Origin of the sequence: Polynucleobacter sp. 86C-FISCH (assembly GCF_018882415.1) — a bacterium.
In the GTDB taxonomy this organism is placed as follows: domain Bacteria; phylum Pseudomonadota; class Gammaproteobacteria; order Burkholderiales; family Burkholderiaceae; genus Polynucleobacter.
In genome coordinates, this window is record NZ_JACVOL010000001.1 from 886947 (window position 1) to 911132 (window position 24186).

General features: G+C 42.2%; 24 protein-coding genes, 1 pseudogene and 1 riboswitch. Of the genes and pseudogenes, 12 read left to right on the forward strand and 13 right to left on the reverse strand.

What is annotated here, in order from left to right; translation table 11 throughout:
- The first annotated feature begins 3 nt into the window (after positions 1-3).
- The 3 genes and pseudogenes from ICN10_RS04345 (at position 4) to ICN10_RS04355 (ending at position 3896) form a co-directional block, all read left to right on the forward strand.
- The gene (locus ICN10_RS04345) at positions 4-1422 is read left to right on the forward strand and encodes a protein kinase (RefSeq protein WP_216213076.1); all 1419 of its coding nucleotides are present in this window, start codon (positions 4-6) and stop codon (positions 1420-1422) included.
- A 50-nt stretch (positions 1423-1472) separates the two neighbouring features.
- Positions 1473-2210: a pseudouridine synthase gene (locus ICN10_RS04350; protein ID WP_215348117.1), complete on the forward strand. Its 738-nt coding sequence runs from the start codon at positions 1473-1475 to the stop codon at positions 2208-2210.
- Between the two features lie 57 nt (positions 2211-2267).
- A pseudogene (locus ICN10_RS04355) lies at positions 2268-3896 on the forward strand (peptide chain release factor 3).
- A gap of 22 nt (positions 3897-3918) precedes the next feature.
- Here ICN10_RS04355 and ICN10_RS04360 read toward each other — a convergent pair.
- The 3 genes from ICN10_RS04360 to ICN10_RS04370 all read right to left on the reverse strand — a co-directional run bounded on the left by ICN10_RS04360 (position 3919) and on the right by ICN10_RS04370 (position 5645).
- Positions 3919-4164 carry a hypothetical protein gene (locus ICN10_RS04360; RefSeq protein ID WP_216213079.1) on the reverse strand — a complete coding sequence of 82 codons (246 nt, stop codon included), beginning with the start codon at positions 4162-4164 and terminating at the stop codon, positions 3919-3921.
- Positions 4165-4395 carry a DUF2798 domain-containing protein gene (locus ICN10_RS04365; RefSeq protein ID WP_216213081.1) on the reverse strand — a complete coding sequence of 77 codons (231 nt, stop codon included), beginning with the start codon at positions 4393-4395 and terminating at the stop codon, positions 4165-4167. It lies immediately after the preceding gene.
- A gap of 374 nt (positions 4396-4769) precedes the next feature.
- Entirely contained in the window at positions 4770-5645 is an 876-nt protein-coding gene (locus tag ICN10_RS04370) for a DMT family transporter (RefSeq protein WP_216213084.1), read from the reverse strand.
- 74 nt (positions 5646-5719) lie between these two features.
- On the opposite strand from ICN10_RS04370, the gene ICN10_RS04375 reads away from it, so the two are divergent.
- Genes ICN10_RS04375 through ICN10_RS04385 form a run of 3 tightly spaced genes read left to right on the forward strand, consistent with a single transcriptional unit; the run spans position 5720 to position 7280 of the window.
- Positions 5720-6223: an MOSC domain-containing protein gene (locus ICN10_RS04375; protein ID WP_255536805.1), complete on the forward strand. Its 504-nt coding sequence runs from the start codon at positions 5720-5722 to the stop codon at positions 6221-6223.
- Positions 6220-6618, forward strand: a complete 399-nt coding sequence (locus tag ICN10_RS04380; RefSeq protein WP_216213087.1) for a GNAT family N-acetyltransferase — start codon at positions 6220-6222, stop codon at positions 6616-6618. Before ICN10_RS04375 ends, ICN10_RS04380 begins: the two co-directional genes overlap by 4 nt.
- A gap of 17 nt (positions 6619-6635) precedes the next feature.
- Positions 6636-7280, forward strand: coding sequence for a histidine phosphatase family protein (locus ICN10_RS04385; protein ID WP_216213089.1), 645 nt, complete (start codon positions 6636-6638; stop codon positions 7278-7280).
- 63 nt (positions 7281-7343) lie between these two features.
- Here the strand turns inward: ICN10_RS04385 and ICN10_RS04390 are convergent, their stop codons facing one another.
- From ICN10_RS04390 to ICN10_RS04415, 6 genes are all read right to left on the reverse strand, one after another.
- The gene (locus ICN10_RS04390; protein ID WP_068319924.1) at positions 7344-7535 is read right to left on the reverse strand and encodes a hypothetical protein; all 192 of its coding nucleotides are present in this window, start codon (positions 7533-7535) and stop codon (positions 7344-7346) included.
- Positions 7536-7708: 173 nt separating this feature from the next.
- A riboswitch (glycine riboswitch) is annotated at positions 7709-7812 on the reverse strand.
- 144 nt (positions 7813-7956) lie between these two features.
- Positions 7957-8367 carry an MAPEG family protein gene (locus ICN10_RS04395; protein WP_216213094.1) on the reverse strand — a complete coding sequence of 137 codons (411 nt, stop codon included), beginning with the start codon at positions 8365-8367 and terminating at the stop codon, positions 7957-7959.
- Between the two features lie 10 nt (positions 8368-8377).
- A complete protein-coding gene (locus ICN10_RS04400) occupies positions 8378-9061 on the reverse strand; it encodes a haloacid dehalogenase type II (protein ID WP_216213097.1) in 684 nt (227 codons plus the stop codon).
- 143 nt (positions 9062-9204) lie between these two features.
- Positions 9205-9759: a peroxiredoxin gene (locus tag ICN10_RS04405; protein ID WP_216213100.1), complete on the reverse strand. Its 555-nt coding sequence runs from the start codon at positions 9757-9759 to the stop codon at positions 9205-9207.
- A gap of 525 nt (positions 9760-10284) precedes the next feature.
- Complete coding sequence (locus tag ICN10_RS04410) at positions 10285-10542, reverse strand: hypothetical protein (protein WP_216213102.1); 258 nt, start codon at positions 10540-10542, stop codon at positions 10285-10287.
- 82 nt (positions 10543-10624) lie between these two features.
- On the reverse strand, positions 10625-11092 hold the full coding sequence (locus ICN10_RS04415) for a DUF6641 family protein (RefSeq protein ID WP_370626193.1): 468 nt from the start codon (positions 11090-11092) through the stop codon (positions 10625-10627).
- Between the two features lie 697 nt (positions 11093-11789).
- Between ICN10_RS04415 and ICN10_RS04420 the strand changes: the two genes are divergently transcribed.
- Both ICN10_RS04420 and ICN10_RS04425 read left to right on the forward strand, forming a co-directional pair.
- The gene (locus ICN10_RS04420) at positions 11790-12179 is read left to right on the forward strand and encodes a hypothetical protein (protein WP_216213109.1); all 390 of its coding nucleotides are present in this window, start codon (positions 11790-11792) and stop codon (positions 12177-12179) included.
- Between the two features lie 260 nt (positions 12180-12439).
- Positions 12440-13006, forward strand: a complete 567-nt coding sequence (locus tag ICN10_RS04425) for a site-specific integrase (RefSeq protein ID WP_216213112.1) — start codon at positions 12440-12442, stop codon at positions 13004-13006.
- Here the strand turns inward: ICN10_RS04425 and ICN10_RS04430 are convergent.
- A complete protein-coding gene (locus tag ICN10_RS04430; protein WP_216213116.1) occupies positions 12999-13889 on the reverse strand; it encodes a hypothetical protein in 891 nt (296 codons plus the stop codon). The two genes, ICN10_RS04425 and ICN10_RS04430, sit on opposite strands and share 8 nt — an antisense overlap.
- A gap of 140 nt (positions 13890-14029) precedes the next feature.
- Between ICN10_RS04430 and ICN10_RS04435 the strand changes: the two genes are divergently transcribed.
- Together ICN10_RS04435 and ICN10_RS04440 are read left to right on the forward strand one after the other, a co-directional pair.
- Positions 14030-14797, forward strand: a complete 768-nt coding sequence (locus tag ICN10_RS04435; protein ID WP_216213118.1) for a hypothetical protein — start codon at positions 14030-14032, stop codon at positions 14795-14797.
- Positions 14798-14847: 50 nt separating this feature from the next.
- Entirely contained in the window at positions 14848-15528 is a 681-nt protein-coding gene (locus ICN10_RS04440) for an AAA family ATPase (protein WP_216213121.1), read from the forward strand.
- A 7-nt stretch (positions 15529-15535) separates the two neighbouring features.
- Here ICN10_RS04440 and ICN10_RS04445 read toward each other — a convergent pair whose 3' ends face one another.
- Together ICN10_RS04445 and ICN10_RS04450 are read right to left on the reverse strand one after the other, a co-directional pair.
- A complete protein-coding gene (locus ICN10_RS04445; RefSeq protein ID WP_216213123.1) occupies positions 15536-16810 on the reverse strand; it encodes a tyrosine-type recombinase/integrase in 1275 nt (424 codons plus the stop codon).
- A gap of 76 nt (positions 16811-16886) precedes the next feature.
- Entirely contained in the window at positions 16887-21626 is a 4740-nt protein-coding gene (locus ICN10_RS04450) for a DUF3320 domain-containing protein (RefSeq protein WP_216213125.1), read from the reverse strand.
- A 113-nt stretch (positions 21627-21739) separates the two neighbouring features.
- Here ICN10_RS04450 and ICN10_RS04455 point away from each other — a divergent pair, with 113 nt between their 5' ends.
- Complete coding sequence (locus ICN10_RS04455; protein ID WP_216213127.1) at positions 21740-22486, forward strand: Eco47II family restriction endonuclease; 747 nt, start codon at positions 21740-21742, stop codon at positions 22484-22486.
- Here ICN10_RS04455 and dcm read toward each other — a convergent pair.
- The gene (gene dcm, locus ICN10_RS04460) at positions 22425-23663 is read right to left on the reverse strand and encodes a DNA (cytosine-5-)-methyltransferase (RefSeq protein ID WP_216213131.1); all 1239 of its coding nucleotides are present in this window, start codon (positions 23661-23663) and stop codon (positions 22425-22427) included. The two genes, ICN10_RS04455 and dcm, sit on opposite strands and share 62 nt — an antisense overlap.
- Before the next feature lie 160 nt (positions 23664-23823).
- Between dcm and ICN10_RS04465 the strand changes: the two genes are divergently transcribed.
- Positions 23824-24138 carry a hypothetical protein gene (locus ICN10_RS04465; RefSeq protein WP_216213134.1) on the forward strand — a complete coding sequence of 105 codons (315 nt, stop codon included), beginning with the start codon at positions 23824-23826 and terminating at the stop codon, positions 24136-24138.
- Positions 24139-24186: the final 48 nt, after the last annotated feature.

Genomic DNA, 24186 nt, shown 5'->3' on the forward strand with positions numbered 1-24186 from the left:
CTCATGGCAATTAATACTGACATTGAAGCAGTAGACGATATATTTCAAGAAGGCAAAGTAGTTGATGGATTTACTCTGGGCAAAGAGGTTCATCGCGGCGGAATGGCCAGCCTTTTTTCAGCAACTAAAGAAGGTGTTGATGTACCCATTCTGCTAAAGATTCCGCGCGTTGGTAGAGACCAGCCGGTTGAGAGCTTGATCGGCTTTGAAACCGAACTGACCATTCTGCGTTCGCTTAAAAGCCCCTATGTTCCTAAATATTTGGGCTCCGGCAATATGGCCACACGCCCTTATATCGCAATGGAGAGGGTTGAGGGACGACCCCTCGAGGACTACATCAAAGAAGGTAAAGTTTTTACAATCGATGAAGTTGTTCGTATCGGAGCGGATCTTGCGCAAGCGGTTCAATCACTTCATTCTCAGGATGCAATACATCTAGACATCAAGCCTGAAAATATTTTGGTTGATGATAAGGGGAAACTAACCCTCATAGATTTTGGCTTATCGCATCATGCTCGCTATCCAGATTTGCTTGCAGAAGAAATGCGTAAAGGCGTTGGATCCGCGCCTTATATCTCTCCTGAGCAAGTAGCCGGAATTCGTTCGGATTCGCGTAGCGATATTTTTTCTATTGGCGCAATCATGTATGAATTGCTGACTGGCGAACTGCCATTTGGTAATCCGCAATCGATGAGCGGCCTACGCAGACGAATGTGGGCTGAACCGTTTCCGCCACGCGCAATTCGTAGAGAGATTCCGCGCTGGCTTCAAGAGGTAGTGTTGAGATGCCTAGAGCCTCGCGCAGCCGATCGCTACCAGAGCGCTGCTCGCTTACGACAAGTATTGCGTGACCCCGAGGGCGTAACACTTACCGAACGGGCAGATCGCGTTGAGCCGCCTAGTTTTTGGCAAAACCTCAAGGGCATGTTCAAAGCCGCCGGCTATGAACCCTCTCCCAGTCCGCGCCCCAGTATGGGCAACTTTGATGCGCCTCTGATGATTGCTGCGATAGATACACGCCAATCAGACGAAGACTTAAGAGAGCGCATGCAAATTACCGCAAAAAACTTACTGCATGCCTATCCCGAAAGTCGATTAGTTTGCTTGAGCACCATTAGTAGCACCCCCACATTTGAGGGCAACCAAGAAAATGAAACCGCCAGCGGAATTGTGCGCGGCCATTTAGTGCAACTCATGGATTGGGCCAAACCACTGAAGCTACCGCCAGAGAGAATCTCTTATCACGTGCTAGAAGCTCTTGATCCCGCCTCACGGATTGTTGAGTTTGCTAAAGATAATGATGCATCGCTCATTCTGATTGGCGCATCACATAAGCTACCCAACAAGGTAACGCCTTGGAGAACCTCGATGACCAAGATTGTCGAAGAGGCTCCCTGCAGCGTTCATATTGTCAGAACTTAAGATGATTTGTATTGCCTCCCCGTAGGCAGTAATTGACGGATAATGCAGGCATGGAAGAAAAAGTACGCGTCTCAAAATTACTCTCCGAGCTAGGTCTATGCTCACGTCGTGAAGCAGACTCATATATTGAACAAGGTCTAGTAACGGTAGATGGGGAAGTGGTTAATGAGTTAGGGGTTCGCGCTTTTCGCCATCAAAAAATTGAGTTGCAATCTGGTGCAAAGGCACAACAAGCCTCTCGCATCACCGTGATTTTAAATAAGCCTGTTGGATATATCTCTCATTACGACGATGAACAGGAATATCAACCCGCAGCCTCTTTAATCACTCCCGAAAATTACTTTGCTAGTCCGCTAGACAAGGGTAGAAGTCCGCGCTTCAATACAAAGGGGCTAGCGCCTGCCGGAAGATTGGATATTGACTCTACTGGCATGCTGGTTTTGACTCAAGATGGCCGCATTGCCAAATTATTGATCGGTGAAAATAGCCCGATCGAAAAAGAATATTTAGTGCGTGTTGAGGGCCTTCTTTCTTTCGAAGATTTAGACCGCCTAAGACATGGCCTCTCGCTAGATGGCGTAGAGCTCAAGCCAGCACAAGTAAGTTGGCAAAACGAAGATCAGCTTCGCTTTGTTTTGCGCGAAGGTCGTAAACGCCAAATTCGTAGGATGTGTGAGATGGTAGGTCTTAAGGTGTTAGGCCTTAAGCGCGTCAGAATGGGTCGTATCTCGTTAGGCCCCCTACCTCCAGGCCAATGGCGCTACGTAAGGCCTGAAGAGCAATTCTAAAGCCCCGCGCCCGCTTATAATTGCGACCAAACTTAGATTAACTGGCGCAAAATTACCATCGAAACCTCCACCACCAGCACGCCAGGCGCAGAAGTACTTAGACGCCGCAGCTTTGCCATCATCTCTCACCCAGATGCGGGTAAAACTACGCTTACTGAAAAATTGCTGCTCTATGCGGGTGCCATTCAAATTGCTGGCAGCGTTAAAGCCCGTAAAGCAAGTCGACATGCAACCTCCGACTGGATGGAGATTGAAAAGCAACGGGGTATTTCCGTAGCAAGTTCTGTGATGCAGATGGAATATCGTGATTGCATCATTAACTTGTTAGATACTCCAGGTCACCAAGATTTCTCAGAAGACACTTACCGAGTATTAACTGCAGTTGACTCTGCTCTCATGGTGATTGATGCCGCTAATGGCGTTGAATCACAAACATTACGCTTGCTGGAAGTATGCCGCGCACGCAATACGCCTATTGTCACCTTCATCAACAAGATGGACCGTGAGGTAAAACCACCAATGGAACTCATGGACGAGATCGAAACTGCTCTCGGCATTGAAGTGGTTCCATTTACTTGGCCAGTTGGCATGGGTAAATCTTTTGCTGGTGTGATTGACATTGCCAATATGCGGATGCGCATGTTCAAAGCGGGCGAAGATCGCGTTACCGAAGACTCCCATGCGGTGGTTGATGTGAATGATCCGGCCCTTAAAGAGCGCCTAGGTGCTGATCTAGAGAATGCTTTGGCTGAAGTCGCGCTTATTAAAGAAGCGATGCCTGCATTTGATTTGGAAGCCTTTTTGGCAGGGCGTCAGTCTCCAGTCTTCTTTGGATCCGCAATCAATAACTTCGGCGTGCGCGAGATTCTGAACACACTAGTTGAATTAGCGCCTTCGCCAGGTTCACGCAAAGCATTGCAGCGCGAAGTGAGTCCCGCAGAAAACAAATTCTCAGCAGTGGTCTTTAAGATTCAGGCCAACATGGATCCGGCACATCGCGACCGAGTGGCATTTTTAAGAATCTGCTCTGGTCATTTTCAGCGCGGCATGAAGCTCAAGATATGTCGTAATGGCAAAGAGGTGCGTACCAATAATGCGCTTTCCTTCTTGTCACAACGACGCGATATTTTGGATGAAGCTTTTCCTGGCGACATTATTGGCTTACCTAATCATGGCTTGCTTCGTCTTGGTGACACATTAACCGAAGGCGAACAGCTTCAGTTCACCGGCCTGCCATTTTTTGCGCCTGAAATTTTCCGCATGGTTGAGTCTGCAGATCCACTGCGTTCAAAACAATTGCGAACTGGACTGATGCAATTAGGCGAAGAAGGTGCTATTCAAGTCTTTAGACCAATGGCCGGTGGCACGATGCTGCTGGGTGCATTTGGCCAGCTCCAGTTTGAAGTGGTTAGTCACCGACTCCAAACTGAATATGGCGCATAGGTGCGTCTATTACCAGCTCGCTACAGCCTGGCGCGGTGGGTAAGCTCAGACGACCCTGTTGCGCTAAAGAAATTTACCCAAGAAAACATTCATCGTATGGCCGAAGATGTTGTAGGTGCATCCGTTTTCCTGGCATCGCATAAATCGGAATTAGACGTTGCTCAACAACGCTGGGAATCAATTCAATTCCACGCACTGAGAGAGCATGCCGGTCTAATTTATCAATCAGATTTAGCAGGCTAAACCAGTCAACCGCTTCAATAAATTAACGCGGCGCCTTGCAATCAAACACAGCAACCAACTGAGTATCACTGCTTCTGAATGAAGCCGTCTTGCCGTATTGGGCACAATACGCATTTGCCTTTTTTGTTAACTGCTCAATCGATTCTCCGCTACTATTTAAGAAAGTAACGTGATTGGAGTCAGAAGCATCGGTACACACCGCGGCACAAGCGCTCAATATAAATATGCAGCTTACGCCAACGATGAAATTTTTTAGTAATGTGTTCATTTAGAGTTCGCTCAGCTTTTGTAGAATCTTTCCAGTAATTTTGCTGGCAGCTGGTCTATAAATCAAAATACAGACAATCGCTACCGGATAGGCCACCACCCAAACCTCAAGCCATAGCCAAAAGAAATTTTCTGCTGGGCCAACTCGCACAAAAGTAGTGGCAAGCGTAATGCTCAGAGACATTAAGAAGCCCATTACAAGGGCGAAAACTAAACTGGGTAAATTCATCATGGATACATCATAGCTTCTGCAGGTGTTAACTGTTATTCTGGACTGTGATCACTATTGTGCGCCCTAGATAGGGGAATCTCTGAAGCAAGCCTTGAGATTCATCATTCCATTACTCTAGGAAATTTATGGCTGTAGGCCAAAATCAAAGAACCAGAAAAAACGACTCTATGCTTACCAAAACTGGTAAAGCGCGCTTAGGGCCCCTTAACTCAACACAGCTTACTAAGTTATTAGAAACAAGCACAAAACCAAAAGAGAAAAGCAAAATATTGCGAGCTCTTAGCAAACATAAAGTTGTAGTTGCGTAATTAAAAAGCCCCGCTAATCGGGGCTTTTTAATTTCATCATCATCTAAAAATTAAACGCAAAATTCATTACGCCCTTCTCACCAACATCCTCTTTCCCAGTATGACTGTAGAGACCACCAAAACTGCAAAGATTAAATTCATGACTGTGAGCGAATCTCCAAGCAAAATACTGGCTGCCACTAAAGTACAAAACGGTTGAATTAGCTGCACTTGGCTGACCCTTGCAATGCCGCCAATTGCAAGACCTTCATACCAAAAGAAGAACCCAAGAAACATGGGAAATAGGCTGAGATAAACAAAGCTGGTCCAAGCCACTGTGCCTGCGTATATATATTCTGGGTTATATGTCAGCCATGTCATCACCAGATTTAGCGGCAATGAAATTACCAATGCCCATGAAATTACTGCGCGTGGGTTCATCTTTCTTGATAACTCGCCGCCCTCTACATAGCCAATGCATGCACTGATGCCACCCAAGACTAACAGTCCATCAATATAGGTAAAGCTTCCCGAACTCTTGAGCAAGACATATAAAACAACCAAGCCAGCCCCCAACAGAGACACCAGCCAAAAACCCAATGAGGGTCTCTCCTTAAAACGCAGAACCCCAATCACCGTTGTAGCAAGCGGCATCATTCCTAAAATAACGGCGCCATGAGAGGAGGAGCCTTGGGTCATTGCAACAGTAGTAAATATGGGAAATCCAAATACAACTCCTAAAGCTATTACTACAAACTTTACAAAATCGACCTTGGAAGGCATTTCCTCTTTTTTATAGGAAAGATAGGCGAGCGCGACGAGCCCTGCCAAACTCGCCCTACCAAAGGCTATGAAATAAGGGTTGAAGCTTAAAACTGCAATTTTGCTAACTGGCAGCGTTAAGCTAAAAATCAGAATGCCAATAAAGCCAATCAACATTCCTTTGGTTTCTTTGTTCACCATCACCCTTTTTCTTGTATTGAATTAATTGTATTAACAATCGACCGCAGGTGGGCTGTAATATTCAACTACTGCCTATGAAATTCAACGCCCGTATACAAGCTATTTATCTTGCGAACTCCGCTGGAGTAAAGATGCAATCTGCTCACTCCGCCAAACTCAATGCCGGCATGGGTATTGAAGGAGACCGCTATGCCATGGGTACTGGCGCATATTCTGCAACGGAGCCTGCTAAGGTACGCCACATCAGCTTAATTAGCCTATCAGGCATTGAAACAGCAAATGAGTGGCTAAAAGCTGGCGATGAGCCCACTTTTGATGCTGCAGAAACACGCCGAAATATCGCACTTGAGGACATCACTGCAGCTGAGCTCAATAACCTAGTTGGAAAGCGATTTCAGTTGGGGAGCATTCAAATGCTGGGTACTGAACTTTGCACTCCGTGCGAAAGACCCGCTCAACTACTCAGCAGACCAAGCTTCATGGATGCATTTGAAGGACGCGGAGGGATTCGTGCTGAGGTTTTGAGCTCTGGAATCTTAACTATAGGTGATCAGCTATCCACAGAGAAAGAAAAATGATTGAATACCGCGACAACGCTACTGTTACTGCTGAGCAAGCGATAGATCTTTACAAACGCTCAACTCTTGGAGAGCGTCGCCCCATTCACAACGTACAAACCTTTGAGGCCATGCTCAAAAATGCCAACCTTACAGTTACCGCATGGGATGGCGAAACTTTAGTAGGCATTTCTAGGTCCTTAACTGACTTTGCTTACGTGGCATACCTTGCAGACTTAGCGGTGGATCAAGAATATCAACGCTCAGGAATTGGCAAGCAATTGATTGAAGAAACCAAATCTCGACTTGGCCCTGAATGCATGATTGTTCTGTTAGCTGCACCCAAGGCAAACGAATACTACGAGCACATTGGCTTTGAACATAATCCGCGCGCCTGGACTCTAAAAAACAATTAAGTCTTTATCATTGCGGCATGACCATTACTCGATTTTGTTTAGTTCGCCACGGCGAGACAGACTGGAATGCCGAGCGCCGCCTTCAAGGCCATACAGATATAGATCTGAATGCTCGGGGCTTGGCGCAAGCTGAGCAAATGGCACGCGCCATCAAAAGAATTAATCTTGCATTTGATGTTTTATATACAAGCGATCTCCAGCGGGCCGCCAAGACTGCAAAAGCAATTGAAGAGTTATTTGCTACATCCGCCGTTGCCAACGCAGGGCTTAGGGAGCGACACCTTGGAGCGCTACAGGGGCTTACTACCGATGAAGCGCCTCAGCTTGAACCGGAACTTTGGAGATCTCACCTGAGCAGAAATGTTACTGAGGAACTGCGCGGCGGAGAAAGCATTCAGCAATTTGCAGATCGCATCAACACTACTCTCGAGAAAATCCGCGAACAATATCTTGGAAAAACAGTTTTATTAGTAAGCCATGGCGGCGCATTAGACATGATGTACAGAATTGCAAGTAATCAAGCCTTAGATGCTGAAAAAGCTGTTGCCGTACCTAATGCCTCTCTCAACTGGATCAGCCATGATGGGTATTCATGGAAAGTAGATGGCTGGGCCGATACTAGCCATCTAGAAAATTTAGCACTAGACAATTTAGATCTATAAAGACTAAAAAATCTGGTCCTTTTAATTAATAAGCCACCCTGGGGTGGCTTATTAATTTTGCGCTTACTTGGCGTGCTGTAATTTATTTTGATCTGATACACAAAAATCAACGATTACATCTGCAAAGCTTAAGTAACGAGAATTGCTTTTTCTGAAGCGATCGATTTCTGCAGCCAGTGGCGAAGCAACGCCTTTAAAGCCAGCATCTTCGTAGCCAGGGTGATATGGAGCCTCTTCAACAAATTTGTTTGTCATACATTTACCTTAATAAGTTAGCGCCCAAAAATAAAAATTGATTTTGGGAAATATCGATGATTTAAATACCGCATTTGCGGCACAAAATAATTGGCGAACTATTCGATCAGAATGTGCATAGAGACTCTCCCAAAGCGGACCATCGCTCACGGACTATTGCCGCGCTGACGGATGCCGCTCCCCCTGTCCTTGATACCTGAGAGATTCACCCTAAGCGTAGCTTAGGGCTTGCTCCTTCGGTGCACCATAAAAATGGTGGCTCTCCAGACGGCTATTTAGGATAAGCAGTACCTTCCTGGTGGATACCTGAGCGTTCATGGGAGTTTGCGCCTTCGGTGGAGGGAGACCCCTCACTCTCCTGCTTATGAAAATTATAACCGAATGATAGTTTTATCAAACTAGTGATTTGTACCAATACGCACTAAAAAGACATCGCCAGAACCCAGACCCAGAGAGCCCAACCCAGGTTGAGTGCCGCCAAAGTAATGAGTGTCCCGAAAGTAAATTTCATCCCTAAAACACGACTACTAAAATTGGGCGGCGGCTCATTAATGCCTTTGGCATGAATTAAGCGCCCAATGATTAAAGCGATGCCGGGAAGAATAACGAGCCACCAAGGGGCGCCATTTAACTCAAGACAAGCAATCAAAATGAGTCCAATTGGCACATACTCAGCAAAGTTACCTTGAGCACGAATAGCTCTTTCTAGATCGTCATATCCTCCGCTTCCTAGACCAACCTTATTTTTTCTTCTAAGTCCAATTACTGCAAAAGAAAGCTTTACGAAAATAATAGTCAAGATTGCGGCAATAATTGAAGTCATCAGCAACATGCATTTCTCCTTAAATAACTTCTAAAACTTTGCTTAAAGAAATTCCTTCATAGTTTGGTTTTTCACCAATCTCTTCAAATGGATGGCCAAGGCGATTGACCCAAAACACATCAAATCCATACCATTTCGCTGCTAGCGCATCCCAGGCATTGCTTGAGACAAACAAGGTCTCTTCTTTCTTTACTGGAAAAGCTTTTAATAAAAGTTCGTAGGCCTGTGGCGCTGTTTTAAACAATCGCACATCCTCTATCGTGACAACCTTATCCAGGTATGGCGCTAGGCCATTACTTTCGACCACTGTTGCCAACATCTCTCTACTACCGTTAGACAAAATTGCGGTGGAAATTCCCATATCCTTAATCGTTTTAAGAACGCTTAAGCTGTCGTTAAAGCCAGTGAGCTTGGCATACTGATCCATGAGTTGCTTCTCATATTCTGCTGTGAGATTTAGTTCCATGCGCTTACAAACATAGCGAAGCGAACGAATTGTTAATTCCCAGAATGGCAGATAGTGTTTGCTTCCACCCGGATTAGGATCGCTCATCGTAACTAGGCTGGTATATTCAATTTGACGATCGCGCCACATTAAAGCAAAAGCCTCTCCATGGCCCGGAAATAACTCTTCCGCCAACTGGCCCATCGAATACACATCAAATAATGTTCCATAGGCATCAAAGGCTATGAGCTTATACATGCTGTCTCCTACTTTTTATTGTGCGTTTCTATTGTCGCTTAAAAGCCATCTTCAAATATCTCGGGCAAAAGAAAAACCACCCGAAGGTGGTTGTACAACTACATGCAGCTTATGGGCAACCAATCAAGGCCAATGATGGCGCCCTAATGACTCTTCAAATAGTCAATTACCCACGCCGGATCACTATCACTTGGGAAAATAGGATAGTGAACCGCTTCGATTACGCCATTATTCGCAATGAGTGTGACTCGTTTTAATAAAGTCATTCCGGCCGCAACAAAAGTTGGCATATTCAATGCCTTCTGAAATTGATGGTTCACATCACTAACCACCGGGAATGGGAGATGAAGTCTGTCAGCCATCTCTTTTTGATATTCGGTAGTTTGAACACTCAAACCTACAACCTCGGCGCCCAATGCTTGAAGTTCTTGATAGTGATCTCTAAATGAACAACTCTGAGGGGTGCAGCCTCTTGCCCCAGGAATTTGATCCCAACCATCAGGCAAAGCAACATTAGGTTGCCCCGTCATTGGATAACAGTAAATAACTAGCTTGCCTTTGATATCGCCAAAATTTACGGACTTACCATTGGTGGCATGTAAAGAAACATTGGGCAGCCTCATTCCCTTCAAATGGTTGGTTGAGCCATCATCTTGAGGAATAGGTAGATCTGTAGGAAGCTGATTTAGGTTTGTCATATTTAAATACTATACAAAACAAAAGCCCCACATAGGACGAGGGCAAAATAAAAAACCACCCGGAGGTGGTTTTAGTATTTCTTGGTGGCCCGGGGCGGAATCGAACCACCGACACAAGGATTTTCAAATATCCTCCGATAGACCGCTTCGTCTATGAAATCAATTGGTTACGCCACCCCAGACATTTCGTGCGCAAAATTTACATAATGCGTCGGTCAAAATTTCGAGCGTAATCAGAAAGTTACGATAGCGTGCATAAACTGTGCACAAGCTCAAAACATTTATGTGTCAGTCAAAAATTAGTTCGGCCCCTACTCGTAGCGCCGAACTTTGGATCGAATCTCAGCAGTGCCACCAAGCTTTTTTCGAAATCCTGCGGAAGCCACACGCCACAGCTACGTGTCATGTCGTTTTAAACGACAATTCATTTTTGCTATGTCCGTCAGCCATGCAATTTGTCAACCAGCATTTAATTATTTCAACTTGAATACCCCATCTAAATGGCGGTTTTGACGTGATAGGTGATTAGTCGCCATTTTTTGCTGAAAGGTAAGCTCGCCTTGCCATCACCTTATCGTCATCGGTAACCTGTGATTTAGCTTCAATATCTGAAGCATAGTAATTTTTTGCCAATTTACCGATCTTACTTTTCTGGGCTTGCTCCAATTTATCTTGAATAGTAGGTTGAGCTGGGGATTGCTCTTGTTTACTAATTAGAAATTGATTAATTAGTTGCAACAATTCAACCCTTTCTTGGTCACTAATCATTTCTGCCACCAACATAAGCAACTCCTTTTCTTATATTTAGCTGGCTCATAAAAATGGGGCGCCTAAGCACCCCATCCATTTGTCGCTATAAACGACTTTACTTACCAAATCCCGCACGTACAGCTCCGCTGGCTTGCTCAATCTGTGCATCAAGCTCTCCAGCTTCAACAGCACTCTTAATAATCTCTAATGTTTTAATCAATTCTTCACCTGAGGCAACTTCAACTGCTGTTTTACCTTTTGCTAACTCGATTAATTTGGCACCATAGCGCACGTTTAAGCACACTTTTCCATCCGCCGAAACAAACCACCACTGTCGCACACGCTTTTCTAATTCAATCGATTTTCTAGATCCATCAACATCTTTTACTGTTCTAAATCTTTTTACAGTAAAAGTCCCGCCCTCCTTGTGCGCCTTTGCTAACTGAATCTGCTCCCAGACTTTGGTGGATAACTTATTTCTTCGTTGCAAGATTGGTGGAATAGCTGTTGGTTTTTTGGCATTCACAAGTTTTAATCCATTTAATGTGCTCATTTCATTTCTCCTATTAGTTAATGGGCACACTTAAGTTAATGTCAGTTTTCCAAGAAGAGCAACCGAAATCATGTCAAATCTAATATTTCAACTCAGCTTCTTAATCCTTTTATTTGGTTTAGCTAAATATCTATGACTAATAAAGCAGAGGAAAGCTTTATTCGTCAACAATTACTACTGAAATGAGAAGTGGCACTCAGTTGTTATGTCACCCTAAACCTAGTCAACCGTGTTCGTAGGGATGGAAATTCTGAGCAGTAGCAGAGACTTGTTATCACCATCCTTTACAGGACGCCATTAGCATTGCTAGCTAATTGATACGAGAATATTTGTACAGCATAAAGTCAGTAGCTTTTAAAGCTACAGTGACACGAGAAAGCCCTGCTTACACAGCAACTTTCAAACAAGACAAAGGTAGCCACTTATGCTTTTGTCATTGTTGCGTTTTAAAGCCGCACATAAAAGGAGAAAGCGAAACCGCCCTTACCCAATGTGGTTGTGCCCTAAGTGGTGTAGTAAAAGAACTCAGCAAAAGTCTACTTCTACACTGTGCCCGTTGCTTAAGGCTCAGTGTAGGTTGAATCTAGCAAATGCCCAACAGCAATACTCAGTAGTCTTAAGAAAAAAAGTGTGATGAGCGATAAGCGAAGAACGAGCGAACCAGTTCGCTCTAATACATTTATTAATGTCATAATTAATCTCGTTCTCTATATGAAACAGGAAATATATGCCGAAGAAAATCAATCCAAATTCACCAGATAACTTACTAGGCAAGTGGTTTGAGTCTATCGACATATACGAGATCGATAATGACTTAATGGGTACCTCAAAAGAATACATATTAGCAAGAGGTGCACTTTCACATCTTCTCAATTTTGCAGACCAAAATAATAAATTGATGCAAATGTATAACTGGCTTCTCTCCAATGAAGGCTCTGATTTTTTAGAAAATCACTCCAGAGCAAGTCAATTTGTCTATTTCGAATTGAAAGATCTTTCTTACGCTATAAACTGGGAAAACTATATCTCATCAAATGATGTTGATAGCATTCTGGCTCTCAAGGAATGGATAGAGTTTTATCAATGCCCTCTTCCTTCTTATTTGACGCTCAAATAAACCCAATACGCTTAAATTTTTCATTTCAAATACGCGTATATGCAATGTTAATAAATAATTGCTTGTAGGGCTTCTAGCAAAGTCTTGGAATTTTTCTGAATTTAATCCCATTAAAAATGTAATAGAACTGCTGTTCTATTACATTTTCTAGCTAACCACTTGATATTAATAAGGAAATACTGAAGGCATATTTCGGTTGCTCAAACCAAACCAAAGAAAACATACTGTAGACGCTTATTTATTACATTTAGGAGCTACTTATGTCACAAGCAAAAATCTTAAACCCCGTTGAACTACGCCGCGTGCTTGATCACGTATCCACACGCAAGCATTCTGCTCGTAATCGTTGCGCCCTGCTACTTACCCACTATGCAGGAATGCGTGTTGGCGAGGTGTCTAGTTTGCGAATTAGCGACGTTTTGAACGACAGCGGCACAATTAAAGAAGAAATACGTCTCATGCCAGACCAAACTAAGGGGAAACACGCTCGCACCGTTTATATCAATGCCCGCATGCAAAAAGAGCTGGCTCAGTACATCAAAAGCTTGAAAATTAGAGATATAGAGAAACCTCTGTTCTACACACAAAAGAGGGATGGCTTTTCAGCAAACACTTTGACTCAGTATTTTTTCTTTCTCTACAGAAGGGCGGGTGTTGATGGGGCAAGTAGCCATAGTGGACGCCGTAGCTTTTTAACGGGGCTAGCTAATAAGGGTACGGCCATACATATTTTGAAAAGCCTAGCAGGTCACAGAAACATCGCAACTACTGCTTCGTACCTATACTCCAGCCCAACCCAACTAAAAGCGGCCGTAGAACTTATTTAGAAGCCTTCTTTGCTGATTGCGACTTTTTATATCGTTGATATATTTCTTCGTAGTTAAAGTCAGGCAAGTCAATTGGCGTAGAGCATGGGAAATTGCCCCTCGCCGCATGCTCTACAGTTCGCTTAGCCTTTAGTAAGAATCTACTGGTCAATATTTGCATGTTGATTCTTTGATCAGTAGTTTTTGAGGTTACCTTTACCGCCTTGGCATCTAGTCCCTCCATATTGGCTGGGCTCACGTTTGCAATTACACCTAATCGCCATAGCTCTAAATTAGGATTGGCAGCCTTGTTTCTCAATAAATGAATCATGGTGAATAGGGGCGCAGATCTCAATCTTTTTGCCGCTAACGATTTTTTAGCTTTCTGCGCCTTTACCGGTACAGACACCCCTGCTTGATCAATTAACTTAGTTACTTGACTCAATACATATCGCTTATTCATCCCCAGCGGCACTGAAAGGATTAGCGATGGGACTTCACCCTCCTGCATCCGGGACGTTTTAAAGTAATGATCTAAAGCACGATGAAAGGCAGAATCAACCTTCTCCCCTTTTTCAACATTGGCAATAAGTCTGACTTTGGGCTTTTCAAAATCAGTTCCGTAGATATAAATGCCGCGCTCTTTCCACCACTCATTAAATGTAATAGTAGAAAGATCTCCAAATTCTTCGTAGGTGGATAGAACTTGATCAAAGTCTTTTGGCAAAGACTTTTTCTCCGCCCTGCTTAACCCTTCGTTATTGGCCTTTCTAGCCAGCTCGTATGTTGGGCTTAACTTCATAAATTCCAACATCAGCATTACGTAGCCCTTAATTCCAACCGTAGACCACTCTTTCATGGCCTTTGTAGGCAATAAGTTGGCTGATTTTTTCTTAATAGGCACACAAAGATATTAACACTTAAGAGTGACTATTAACAGTCATTTTTTTAAAGTGTCAATATCTTTACAGTGAATACATGGCAAGTGAGAACAAATTAATTCACAAACCATACTTTTAAACACACATAGAAAGGTAGTAAATCATGAACACATTAGTTAACGAAGTAACAGTAGCAAACAACGTCGTTTCAAACGACACAGCAACCATCAACTTTGATGCAAGTAAGCCATTACTTAACTTAGAGGCTAAACGCATCTATTGGGAGCAAGGAGCATATCGCACCAGCAACCAAGAGTTGTATGGAATTCTTGCCGAATGTCTTGGGTATGCATCAATCACCTTAAGTACGAAACAAGCGAGGGCGAGAGCTGAAGCATTAGAAGAGTTCTTTAAGACTCGCGGGTATAAACATAGCGCAGATATGCCTCTTGTTACTCGCGTTGTTAAGGCTGTATTTGGTAACGTTGATAGACGACGTATTAGCACCTATTCCTTAGTCCTGCGACAAGCAGTTAAAGAGGGCGTTACAGCACTTGATCTGCCAACATGGATTGAAGATAAAGGTGGCGTTCAAGAAATCAAACTTGGTCATAGCGCAACCTATGTAAGCCCAAAAGCAAAAGCTCAAATTGGCAAACAATACTTTGATGGAAAAGTAATCCTTGGCAATGCCAAATCTGAATTGCTATCACATGTAGCTGATGCCGAGTTTATGGGCACATCTTGTGTGTTGCTAGCAGAGCAGATGGCCGATGGCAGTTTTGATATTAAAGCTGTTGTTCGCTCTACTTCAGTTGTGAATGCGGCTTACGTGGCTCTTTATGGTCACCAAAACAAAGTTATGGAAGCTGCCAAAAAAGAAGTTGAAGCGGCTAATGATGCTGTCGGCAATATTGCTAAACAAGCTTAATCAATTAACGGGAATGTTATGAGCATTCCCCATTCAGAAAGGATATAAAAATGTTAATCAAACAAGGGGGTGTTTATGAACCGCAAACTCTTAATGACATTATTTTCGGTAACCCCGAAAGTAAATTGCGAATTTATGACATTGTCACAGGTGCCGAGCCATTACCTTCAAGCGGCAAATCAGCCATTCTTCTCTATGGAGTCTATGGCACAGGCAAAACAACCATGGCAAAAATGCTGCCTGACGCACTCGAAAAAGGTAAAACAGGTTTAGAAGTAAACATGCCTGCTGACTTTATTGGTTGCCAACAAGGACTTAATGGTCCGCAAGTGATGGATTTAATTGGAAAGATAACATCAACTAATTCATTCAACACTAGTGGACTTCACTACATCATTATTGATGAAGTGGATAACTTAACTAAGCAGGCGCAAGCTAGCCTTAAATCCGCACTTAACTGTCAAAGATGCATATTTGTTTTAACCACAAACAATATTTCATTACTTGACAGGGGCATGCTTGATAGATGTGTCTTGGTAGAAATGAATGCGGCTAATGATGCCCAGCTATTACCGATAGCTCATCAATTATTAAAAGATATTGGGGTTGATATTTCTGATGCTGAATTATTGCCAACAATTAGGGCGGCCAATGGTTCGCTTAGGAATATTTCTCACAATGTACGACGGTTAATACAACGTCAAAACATACCTTCTAACATCATCTTTTAACAAGAGTCTATGCCAATTGCTCTGCCGCCATAGTAGGAGTTAGTTTGGAATAGTGCCGCTCAATCATCGCGGCACTATTTCCCATTTGCTTAGCCAGCGTGTGAATATCAGTCTTATTCTCCAGTAGCTCTAAAGTCGCATATGTATGACGCAATGAATACAAAGTACGCATTTGCCCATCTTGACTCTTACCCAATCCACTATCACGCATGAGTTTCTTAAATGTCCCATCTATACGCAAAGGCTGATGTCCGTCTGCCATTACAAATATCTTTTGCGGGGCACGAGATTCAAATAATCTATCAAATGGAATGTCATATACGGCTTTTTGACGACTATGTAATCGTCTAAGAACATCAATAGCCCTATGTTTAGCAATTAACCAACGCCCACCAGTTTTGCCATCCACCCATATACGCAAGTACTTCTTGCCATCATTTGTGTGCCACTCAATGTTATTCCAACAGATATTAAGTGCCTCAGTGCCATGCCGCATTCCAGTCAATAACAGCATCTCTACGTAATCTCGCACTAATGGACGAATCTCACGCTCAATCTCTAGACGACCTTCTTTAGCCCACCTCTCCATATAGTCAAATAACTTGGTAATCTCTTCGCGGCTAAATGCTGGGCGAGTTTTGCCCTTGTGCCCTCGGGAAGTTAACTTAGGGATTGCCACACGCTCACTAATCCACCCCTTATTAACAGCCGTCTGCTGTAACTTTGTCCAAGCACTAGAAAAGTTCATTAGGGTGCTGGCTTTGGGCACTAGTCGCATTTGTCTGTTTCGCCAAATCTCAAACTCATGAACGTCTGTGTAGGTTATTTCTTCTAGTCGCTTATCCTGAAAGTAAGGCAAGAAGTATTTCTCAATACAAGTGATGTAACTTAGGTAAACCACCTTACCAATGCCTTCATCCAAATCACGTCGCATTTCGTACAGAGTGGTGTGCGCTATTTCTGCGAACGTAGGAGCTTTTTGCGCAAGCCCCAAACGCTGGCGAAATCTGGCTTCATCGTATAAGTCACAGGCCACTCTGACAGCATGCTCAATTGAAGCTTGCTTAGTTGAAACACGCTCCCATGTGCCGTTTTGTCGTTTAAAACGACATTGCCAGAGAGGGCTATTTGGTCTACGGAAGATAACAACCTCACCATCACGCAGATAAAGCTCTGCGGGCTCTGCGTATTTAAGTTGGCTAAGTGTTGTGGGTTGGTGATGCTGAGGTGGTGAGGGTATAACTTCTAGATTTATAAGTTTAGTTACTACGCCCTTAGGCATGGACTTGCTGTAAAAATTTTGAACTCATACAGCAAGTTTATTTTCAGAGATTAGGATTGGGCAACCTACGATAAGGCTATTTATTCAGGGAGATGTATGCTCCATTGCGCTGAAACAATTTACCCACCTCCCTGTCTAATACCTTTTGAATAACGATTTTTAAATCGGGTCCGCATCTCTGGAAACCAAACAATCTAGATACTTGCTGTACAAGTTCAGCATCTTCTATTTGTACACTACTTTTAACTAAATGCTCTAACGCAACAGCTATCTCAGCAGGAGGAATGTATTCAGCCTTTTCAAGATTCTTATTAACAACAGATGATCTATTCCGCACAACTTTGTTAACCTCTCCAGCAACAGACCAAAAGCCACCTTCATTTGTAAGTCCATTTGCTAGCCTTAAGCCCTCAACCGTAGCCGCAACAATCCTTGCTCCAGCCTTCTCTAAGTCAAATGCCTTGGCAACCCTTCTTGCCACTTCATCTTGATGAATTGGAGCCTCAATCTCAACAATCTTTTTGACTAGCTTTGACCTCTCATAAACAGAAACTTCGTGGGGAGCCTTGTTTCTTGAGAAAAATTTCTCATTAGATTCAACATAAGGAACGACTACATCTCTTGGCTCATCCACAATTGCTTGGGGCTCAAAAATATCGACGCTTGGCTCAACCACCTCTGGGTTAACTTCTTCTATCTCGCTAGGGTTCTGTAGAGAAGCCAAATAGTCCAATAATTTTGCTTCTTGGTCTTGGCGCCTATGGAACCAATCAGTGCTCCATATTCTGTAAATCTTCCAGCCACGACTCTCTAAAATCTCTTGTCTAAGTCTATCTCTATCCCGCGCAGATCTAGAAGAGTGATAAGTTGCGCCATCACACTCAATACCGCAATAAAACTTGTTTTCATTGCTTGGATCAATTACCCCTATGTCGATAAAGAATCCTGCCATACCAACTTGAGGCTGAACTTTATATCCATGTTTAGCAAGAAACATAGCAACGGATTCTTCAAAATCACTATCAAACCCTTTTTTAGTATTGATAGGAACATCAAAGTATCCTTTTTCAGCAAACTGAAGAAATTCTTTAAATGCGTTAACACCCAATTTCCCAGGAGCAGACTTAACATCTTCTGCCGTTATGGAAGAAAAGACGGTACACCTTTCCTTGGCGCGAGAAATTAATACATTCAGCCTTCTTTCTCCACCTTCTGCCGCTAAGGGCCCGAAGGTCTGAGTTAAGCGGCCATCCTCGCTTCTTCCATAACCAACAGAAATGAAGATTACATCTCTCTCGTCGCCCTGAATAGACTCTAGATTTTTAACAAAGAAGTGTTCATTTTTCGCATCAGAGAAAAATGCTTCTGTATCAGGATTTTTTCTTCTGTGCTCATCAACCAAATCACGAATAGCATCCCGTTGCGTTACCGAAAATGCCGCAACACCCAAAGATTTATTTGGATTAGCCTTAGCAAACGCAATTACTTCTTTGGCTATTAACTCAGCCTCCAAAAGATTTCTACCGCCATCAGAACCACCTCTTTTATAACCATTCTGCGGAGACTTAATAAAAGAAACTCCTAAGCCATCAGCATAGTTACTTCTTAATACAGAAGGTGGAAGCAGAAGCTTATCGTCATAAAAATTTCTATTGGATACAGCAATTAAACCGGGATGTTGACTTCGGTAATGCCATCTGAGCATCGCATTATTTTGAAATACTCCATCACACAACCCTAAAATACTTTCAACATCACTAAAGAAATAAGCGCCATCATCATCAAGCATCTCTTCTTGATCTACATCATCAGTGAGTCTATTAAAGAAATTTGTAGGCGGGAGTTGCTTGGCATCACCCACAACTACAACCTGTTTAGCTCTCGCAATTGCTCCCAAAGCATCTTCCGGCTTAACCTGACTGGCCTCGTCAATTAATATCAAATCAAATGTCATTGACCCTGGAGCCACAAACTGGGCTATTGACATAGGGCTCATCAAAAATACAGGCTTAAGCTCATGAATGGCTCGCCCTGCCTTGGAAAGCAGTTTCCTTACAGGGAAATTATTTCTCTTTTTGGACATTTCTTGACGAATAATTGCCATCTCGCCATTAGTTCCCCGAGGACAATTTTTTGAATAATTGCCTAAAACTTCCTTGGCTGCTATTTTCAATCTGTCTTTATCTGACTTGCGGAACTTGTCCAATTCACGATCTAATTTAAACGCATCAATATCTGACAAATAAGTGTCAGAAATAACCATAGCCTGCCATATCTTTTCTAGGATTGAAACGCGAATTACAGCTTCAATATGATCAGCCTGAATTTGACCCTTAAATATTTTGTCGTGACACTCCGACCCAATCTCATCAAATAAATTACTTAGATGGTTGCGAACTGTCGGCCATTCGTTAAATCTATCTAAATTTTCACTCCACTGCTTTACTTGTTTATCTAAATCCAAATATGGCAATGGTTTTAAAAACTCAATGTTTATTTTTGCTGACTGACAAGAAGTTGTTAACTTGTCCTCAAACTCTTTATTTGCTTTTTTAAGATCGTCAACCAAATCCCAAGCACTTTGTTTGCCAACTAAATTTTTAGCAATGCGCAATCTAATGCCATCTAGACCAGCAAATATCAAATGCCAGTTAGCAACTTTCAATAAAAGCTCATAATCACTTTGCTCTTGCTTCCAAAGCTCTTCTAATGCGCTCACCAACTTAACATCAGCGACCTTAATATCTTCTCTATTCTTTTTAAGTGTCAGCGCCTCATCCAAAAGAGCGAGCCGATTTTTAAACCCTTTAGGTAAATCGCTTTTTAATAAACCCTTTAGGCTTGCTATTGAGCTTCTATATACACCATTAAATATTGAAAAAATTGAACCGCCACTACCCGCTAGCTTCACCCTTAATTCACCTATCGGGTAAGACTCCCATCCATCAATGAACTTCTCTTCAACAGTCTTTTTAGCTTTTTGATATCCCTCAATTTTCAAAGCCAACTCAGATAATTGGCTCGCATTTTCTTTAATCTTTTCTGAAAGAAGTATTTCGTATGAAACCGCAGGCGCATCTTTGATTGTTGCTGTTATTTCAAACAACCAATTCAAATCTTCTAATGTAAATTTTTCAACATCACTCAATTCCAACTGAATGGCAGCAATCACTCCATTGAATAGCGTTTGAGCTGAATTATTTAATAAACTTAATTTCTCAAATTCACCTTCCAATCTCTCGATATCCATTGGGGTTAATGAATTAGATGTAGACATTCGCCAAGGATGATTTTCAGGAATGCCTGATTTTTTTAATCGCTCACTTAAATCACTTAAACGATTAGTTAAATCATCCAGCTTATCTTTTGTGTAGCCTATGGCATTTGGAATTTCAAAGAAGAAAACATTTAATCCCAAACGATGAAGTTTAGAAATTTCACCAAGTACCTCATAAGGAGTGAACCCCCAAGGCTCTTTACGATCATTTACTCGTTTGGCATGATTATTCAGAAAATTTTGACTTTCTGTTAATGCCTCAAACGCTTTGCCTGAAACTTGTAATTGATCAGGCAACTCAACTGAATCTCTTATTTGCTTGAGAACGCCACTCTTTGTCGCCTTCCTACTATGTAGCTCAAGGCAGGTAACGCCCAAACCAACTTTCGCCAATCTTTCGTGTACAACATTAAGTGCTGCCATTTTTTCGGCAATAAACAGAACCTTCTTGCCTTGCGCCACTGCGGCCGCAATGATATTGGTGATTGTTTGAGATTTACCCGTACCCGGCGGACCCTGAATAACCATGTCCTTGCCCGACAGCACCATTTGAATTGCCTCAGTTTGCGAACTGTCAGCATCTACAACATAAACCAAATCTTTTGGCGTGAAGTAATCATCAATTAATTCATCAGGCGGAACTATTGGCGCATCAGGTTCATCATTACCATTTGGCGGCATTAACAATCTCTGAACAATTGGATGTTCAAGCAAACTTTTGCCTTGAGGCCAATTTTCAGGATCTAAGTCTCGCCACAACAAAAACTTGTTAAATGAGAAAAAGCCAATTACCGCCTCATTAACTAGAACTTCCCACCGATTCTCTTTAGAAATTGCCTGCCGCACTTGCTCACAATAATCATTAACAGACCAATCATCATCTTCAGGAATATCAGGTAGCTCAATTGAGTTTTGCTCTTTTAGCCATAGCTTCAATGAGATATTCGTAAATAAATCTTCATCACGCGGCTTCAATCTGAACTTATCTTTAGCTCCATCTCGGACTAGCTCAACAGGAAGCAGTACCAATGGTGCGTATCTTTCAATGTCAGATGTATCGTCCTCGTACCATTTAACAAAGCCAAGAGCGACAAATAGGATATTTACACCCTGTTCTTCTTCATATTCTTGAGCTTCAAAATACAAAGATTTAAGTTTCCTTTGAAGGCTTTCTTTTTCTAGTCTCGTATAGAGCTGATTTGCTTCAATTACAAGCTCTTCTGGCGCTTCCTCAGCTTCAATTAATTGGCTTTCTTGAACTTCACCAAGGGCATTGAATCCCATGTCACTCTTATTTTTGTGAAGCGAAATGAAAATTGATTCGCCGTTCACATTTGTGAAGCGTATATTTTTAGTCCTACTTGAATTTAGATTTGTACTAATTAATCTATTTCTTAAATTTCTATCAACAAGTCTATCTCTTGCTATTGATAATCGCGCCAATAGTTTATCCACCAATGTAGGAGGTAAATGAGATTTACTTTCTTCATTAGGCTGATTGTCTATTTGTCCATTAGAGGAATTTACTTGTTCAGACATTCACTTTATTAATTAATAACTTACAAAAAATAATAGCATCTATTGCTGTTATTTACGACCAATTAATGCCTTGAGTTAGTATTCTTATAGAAATTATTAATTCTGGAGAATTTATGCCTTATGTCTCATTTATCACAGATGAAAGATTTAAAGAAATTGTGAATGAATTGCTTGCGATTGGTGATGCGGCAAAAATTAAGGCTACCGATGAATTTGATAGAAATGTTATAGATCCATTTTCAATGCTAATGGAGATGGCTAGCTTCGATATGGATTTTGAAGACTGGGTTAAAAGCGAGAAAAGTCGGCAAGTCCAAAAGTCACTCTCTAATGATATTGGGCTTCTCCATCAAAAAATTCTTGGCTCTGTTAATGGCTGGAAAGACTTAAAAACCGGCAATGTTGTCGACTTAGTTAATACCGACCTACAAATTATTGCTGAGGTTAAAAATAAGCACAACACAGTAAAAGGCTCCGATAAAGTAGGCACCTATAAGGAGCTTGAGAGCTTAATAATGCCCAAAACAAGCATTTATAAAGACTTCAAGGCCTACTATGTTGAAATTATTCCCAGCACAGCAAAGGGCTATGAAAAACCCTTTACTCCATCCGATAAGAAAACGGGCACTCAATGTGAGCCCAATCCAAATATTATTCAAATAGATGGGCTTAGATTTTACAAACTCGTTACAGGGCAAGACGATGCGCTAGAACAAGTTTTCAACGCCTTACCAACTGTTATCAAAGACTGTAGAAAATCAGCCTCAATGAGTGGCATTGAAGAAGCTGTTCAATTCTTTAAGTCGGCTTACGTTCCAAAACCACCAAGGACTTCTCGTCGTACAACCCAGAAAGCATAGCTATTATTGCTTTGCCTATGTGATATCCAAGATTGACTGGCACAGCATTTCCAATTTGTTTGTACTGGGAAGCTGTAGACCCTGAAAACTGCCACTCATCTGGAAATGACTGAATACGAGCGTACTCTCTTACATTTAATGGCCTAGTTTCTTCTGGGTGACAGCGTTCAGTTTGTTTTTGTGCCGGGTTACAAGTGAGCGTTAAAGAAGGCTCATCCCAGGATAACCTTCTAGCCATGCCAGTCTTTCCCCCTCCGAGATGAAAGCTTGCGCCCATATATTTCTTTTGAAGATTAATTGGCAAATCACGCCAGTACCCGCCCTGCGGAATTAATTCCATTATTTTCTTCTTGTCAGCGGTATATTTTTGCCCGTCCGCCATTGGCGCATCACGAAGAGCCTCTCTTATGCTCACTGTGTAATTCTGCTCTCTTGGAAAAGCAATTTGTCGTTTTAAGTCTTTTCTAATTCCAAATATTACTAGTCGCTCTCTTTTTTGAGCAACGTCAAAATACTGGGCTCTTAAAATTCTATAAGCAACGTCATAGCCAAGCTCGTCAAGGACTTCTAACATTGTTTTTAATGTTCGTCCGTTATCGTGCTTTTCCAGACCCTTAACATTTTCACCAAGAATTATTTTTGGTTTTATTTCCTTTACTGCTCGAGCATATTCAAAGAATAGAGTGCCTCTTGTATCCTCAAATCCCATCCTTTTGCCAGCATAGCTAAAAGCTTGGCAGGGAAAGCCCCCCGCAACTACATCGGCTTTGATTTTCTTAAAGTCTACATTTGCGATGTCATCGTCAACAACATTCCATTTGGGGCGATTAGCTCTTAACGTCTCTACAGCCTTCTTATCAATCTCTACAAGTAGATTACATTCAAGGCCAGCATTGTCCATGCCTAAAGCCAAACCGCCCGCACCAGCAAACAATTCGACAACGGAGTATCCGGACTTTTTCTTTGCCTTAAGAACTTTGTAGCCTACATCTCCGCTTCCACTATTTTTAGCCAACAGCCTATCTAGCTCTTTTTTATCAAAGTATCGATGGCCGTTAGGACTCCTGTGAGCTTTAATAAGCCCTTTTTTTTCCCAACGGCGGATTGTGTCTAATGAGACGTCTAACTTTTCGCTAGCATCTGAAATTGAAATGTGTGAAGTAGAATTTAAATCCATTTTTTAGTAACCTTTGCCTAAGCAGTGGTTACTATAATACAGTCACCACCTCAAATTTGTATAAATTATTTGTCGTTTAAAACGACATTATTTGATTAAAGGCTCATTTAATGAGCCTCCGCCCCCTTAAATTACTCCTAAGCACCTACAAGGAGAATTTATGAAATATCTAATCAGCCTATTTTTACTGGCACAGGCGGCGCTATACGCACAGAACAGTTTTTCTCAAGTTACGAATTTAGATAGTTCGCCTTACAACATGAAAAATAGTCCATACAACATGGATAACTCTTCTTCAAACATGCGTAATAGTCCATACAACATGGATAACAGCCCAAATAATTTGAGCGCAACGAATGGGATTTACGACAACTCCGGCAATAGGGTTGGATATGAAGTAAAGGCGCCAAGCGGAGTTACCAACTACTTTGATAATAGCGGCAACCGAATTGGCTACACACCATCGAAGCGATAAGTCATGCTTTGTGGAGCAATACTTTTTAGCATTATCTTGCCATTACAA

What these genes read in the sequence shown, in the direction of transcription:
- ICN10_RS04345 (WP_216213076.1), top strand. Translation starts at nt 4, where the DNA reads ATGGCAATTAATACTGACATTGAAGCAGTAGACGATATATTTCAAGAA.
- ICN10_RS04350 (WP_215348117.1), top strand. Translation starts at nt 1,473, where the DNA reads ATGGAAGAAAAAGTACGCGTCTCAAAATTACTCTCCGAGCTAGGTCTA.
- ICN10_RS04360 (WP_216213079.1), bottom strand. Translation starts at nt 4,164, where the DNA reads ATGAACACATTACTAAAAAATTTCATCGTTGGCGTAAGCTGCATATTT.
- ICN10_RS04365 (WP_216213081.1), bottom strand. Translation starts at nt 4,395, where the DNA reads ATGATGAATTTACCCAGTTTAGTTTTCGCCCTTGTAATGGGCTTCTTA.
- ICN10_RS04370 (WP_216213084.1), bottom strand. Translation starts at nt 5,645, where the DNA reads ATGGTGAACAAAGAAACCAAAGGAATGTTGATTGGCTTTATTGGCATT.
- ICN10_RS04375 (WP_255536805.1), top strand. Translation starts at nt 5,720, where the DNA reads ATGAAATTCAACGCCCGTATACAAGCTATTTATCTTGCGAACTCCGCT.
- ICN10_RS04380 (WP_216213087.1), top strand. Translation starts at nt 6,220, where the DNA reads ATGATTGAATACCGCGACAACGCTACTGTTACTGCTGAGCAAGCGATA.
- ICN10_RS04385 (WP_216213089.1), top strand. Translation starts at nt 6,636, where the DNA reads ATGACCATTACTCGATTTTGTTTAGTTCGCCACGGCGAGACAGACTGG.
- ICN10_RS04390 (WP_068319924.1), bottom strand. Translation starts at nt 7,535, where the DNA reads ATGACAAACAAATTTGTTGAAGAGGCTCCATATCACCCTGGCTACGAA.
- ICN10_RS04395 (WP_216213094.1), bottom strand. Translation starts at nt 8,367, where the DNA reads ATGTTGCTGATGACTTCAATTATTGCCGCAATCTTGACTATTATTTTC.
- ICN10_RS04400 (WP_216213097.1), bottom strand. Translation starts at nt 9,061, where the DNA reads ATGTATAAGCTCATAGCCTTTGATGCCTATGGAACATTATTTGATGTG.
- ICN10_RS04405 (WP_216213100.1), bottom strand. Translation starts at nt 9,759, where the DNA reads ATGACAAACCTAAATCAGCTTCCTACAGATCTACCTATTCCTCAAGAT.
- ICN10_RS04410 (WP_216213102.1), bottom strand. Translation starts at nt 10,542, where the DNA reads ATGTTGGTGGCAGAAATGATTAGTGACCAAGAAAGGGTTGAATTGTTG.
- ICN10_RS04420 (WP_216213109.1), top strand. Translation starts at nt 11,790, where the DNA reads ATGCCGAAGAAAATCAATCCAAATTCACCAGATAACTTACTAGGCAAG.
- ICN10_RS04425 (WP_216213112.1), top strand. Translation starts at nt 12,440, where the DNA reads ATGTCACAAGCAAAAATCTTAAACCCCGTTGAACTACGCCGCGTGCTT.
- ICN10_RS04435 (WP_216213118.1), top strand. Translation starts at nt 14,030, where the DNA reads ATGAACACATTAGTTAACGAAGTAACAGTAGCAAACAACGTCGTTTCA.
- ICN10_RS04440 (WP_216213121.1), top strand. Translation starts at nt 14,848, where the DNA reads ATGTTAATCAAACAAGGGGGTGTTTATGAACCGCAAACTCTTAATGAC.
- ICN10_RS04445 (WP_216213123.1), bottom strand. Translation starts at nt 16,810, where the DNA reads ATGCCTAAGGGCGTAGTAACTAAACTTATAAATCTAGAAGTTATACCC.
- ICN10_RS04450 (WP_216213125.1), bottom strand. Translation starts at nt 21,626, where the DNA reads ATGTCTGAACAAGTAAATTCCTCTAATGGACAAATAGACAATCAGCCT.
- ICN10_RS04455 (WP_216213127.1), top strand. Translation starts at nt 21,740, where the DNA reads ATGCCTTATGTCTCATTTATCACAGATGAAAGATTTAAAGAAATTGTG.
- dcm (WP_216213131.1), bottom strand. Translation starts at nt 23,663, where the DNA reads ATGGATTTAAATTCTACTTCACACATTTCAATTTCAGATGCTAGCGAA.
- ICN10_RS04465 (WP_216213134.1), top strand. Translation starts at nt 23,824, where the DNA reads ATGAAATATCTAATCAGCCTATTTTTACTGGCACAGGCGGCGCTATAC.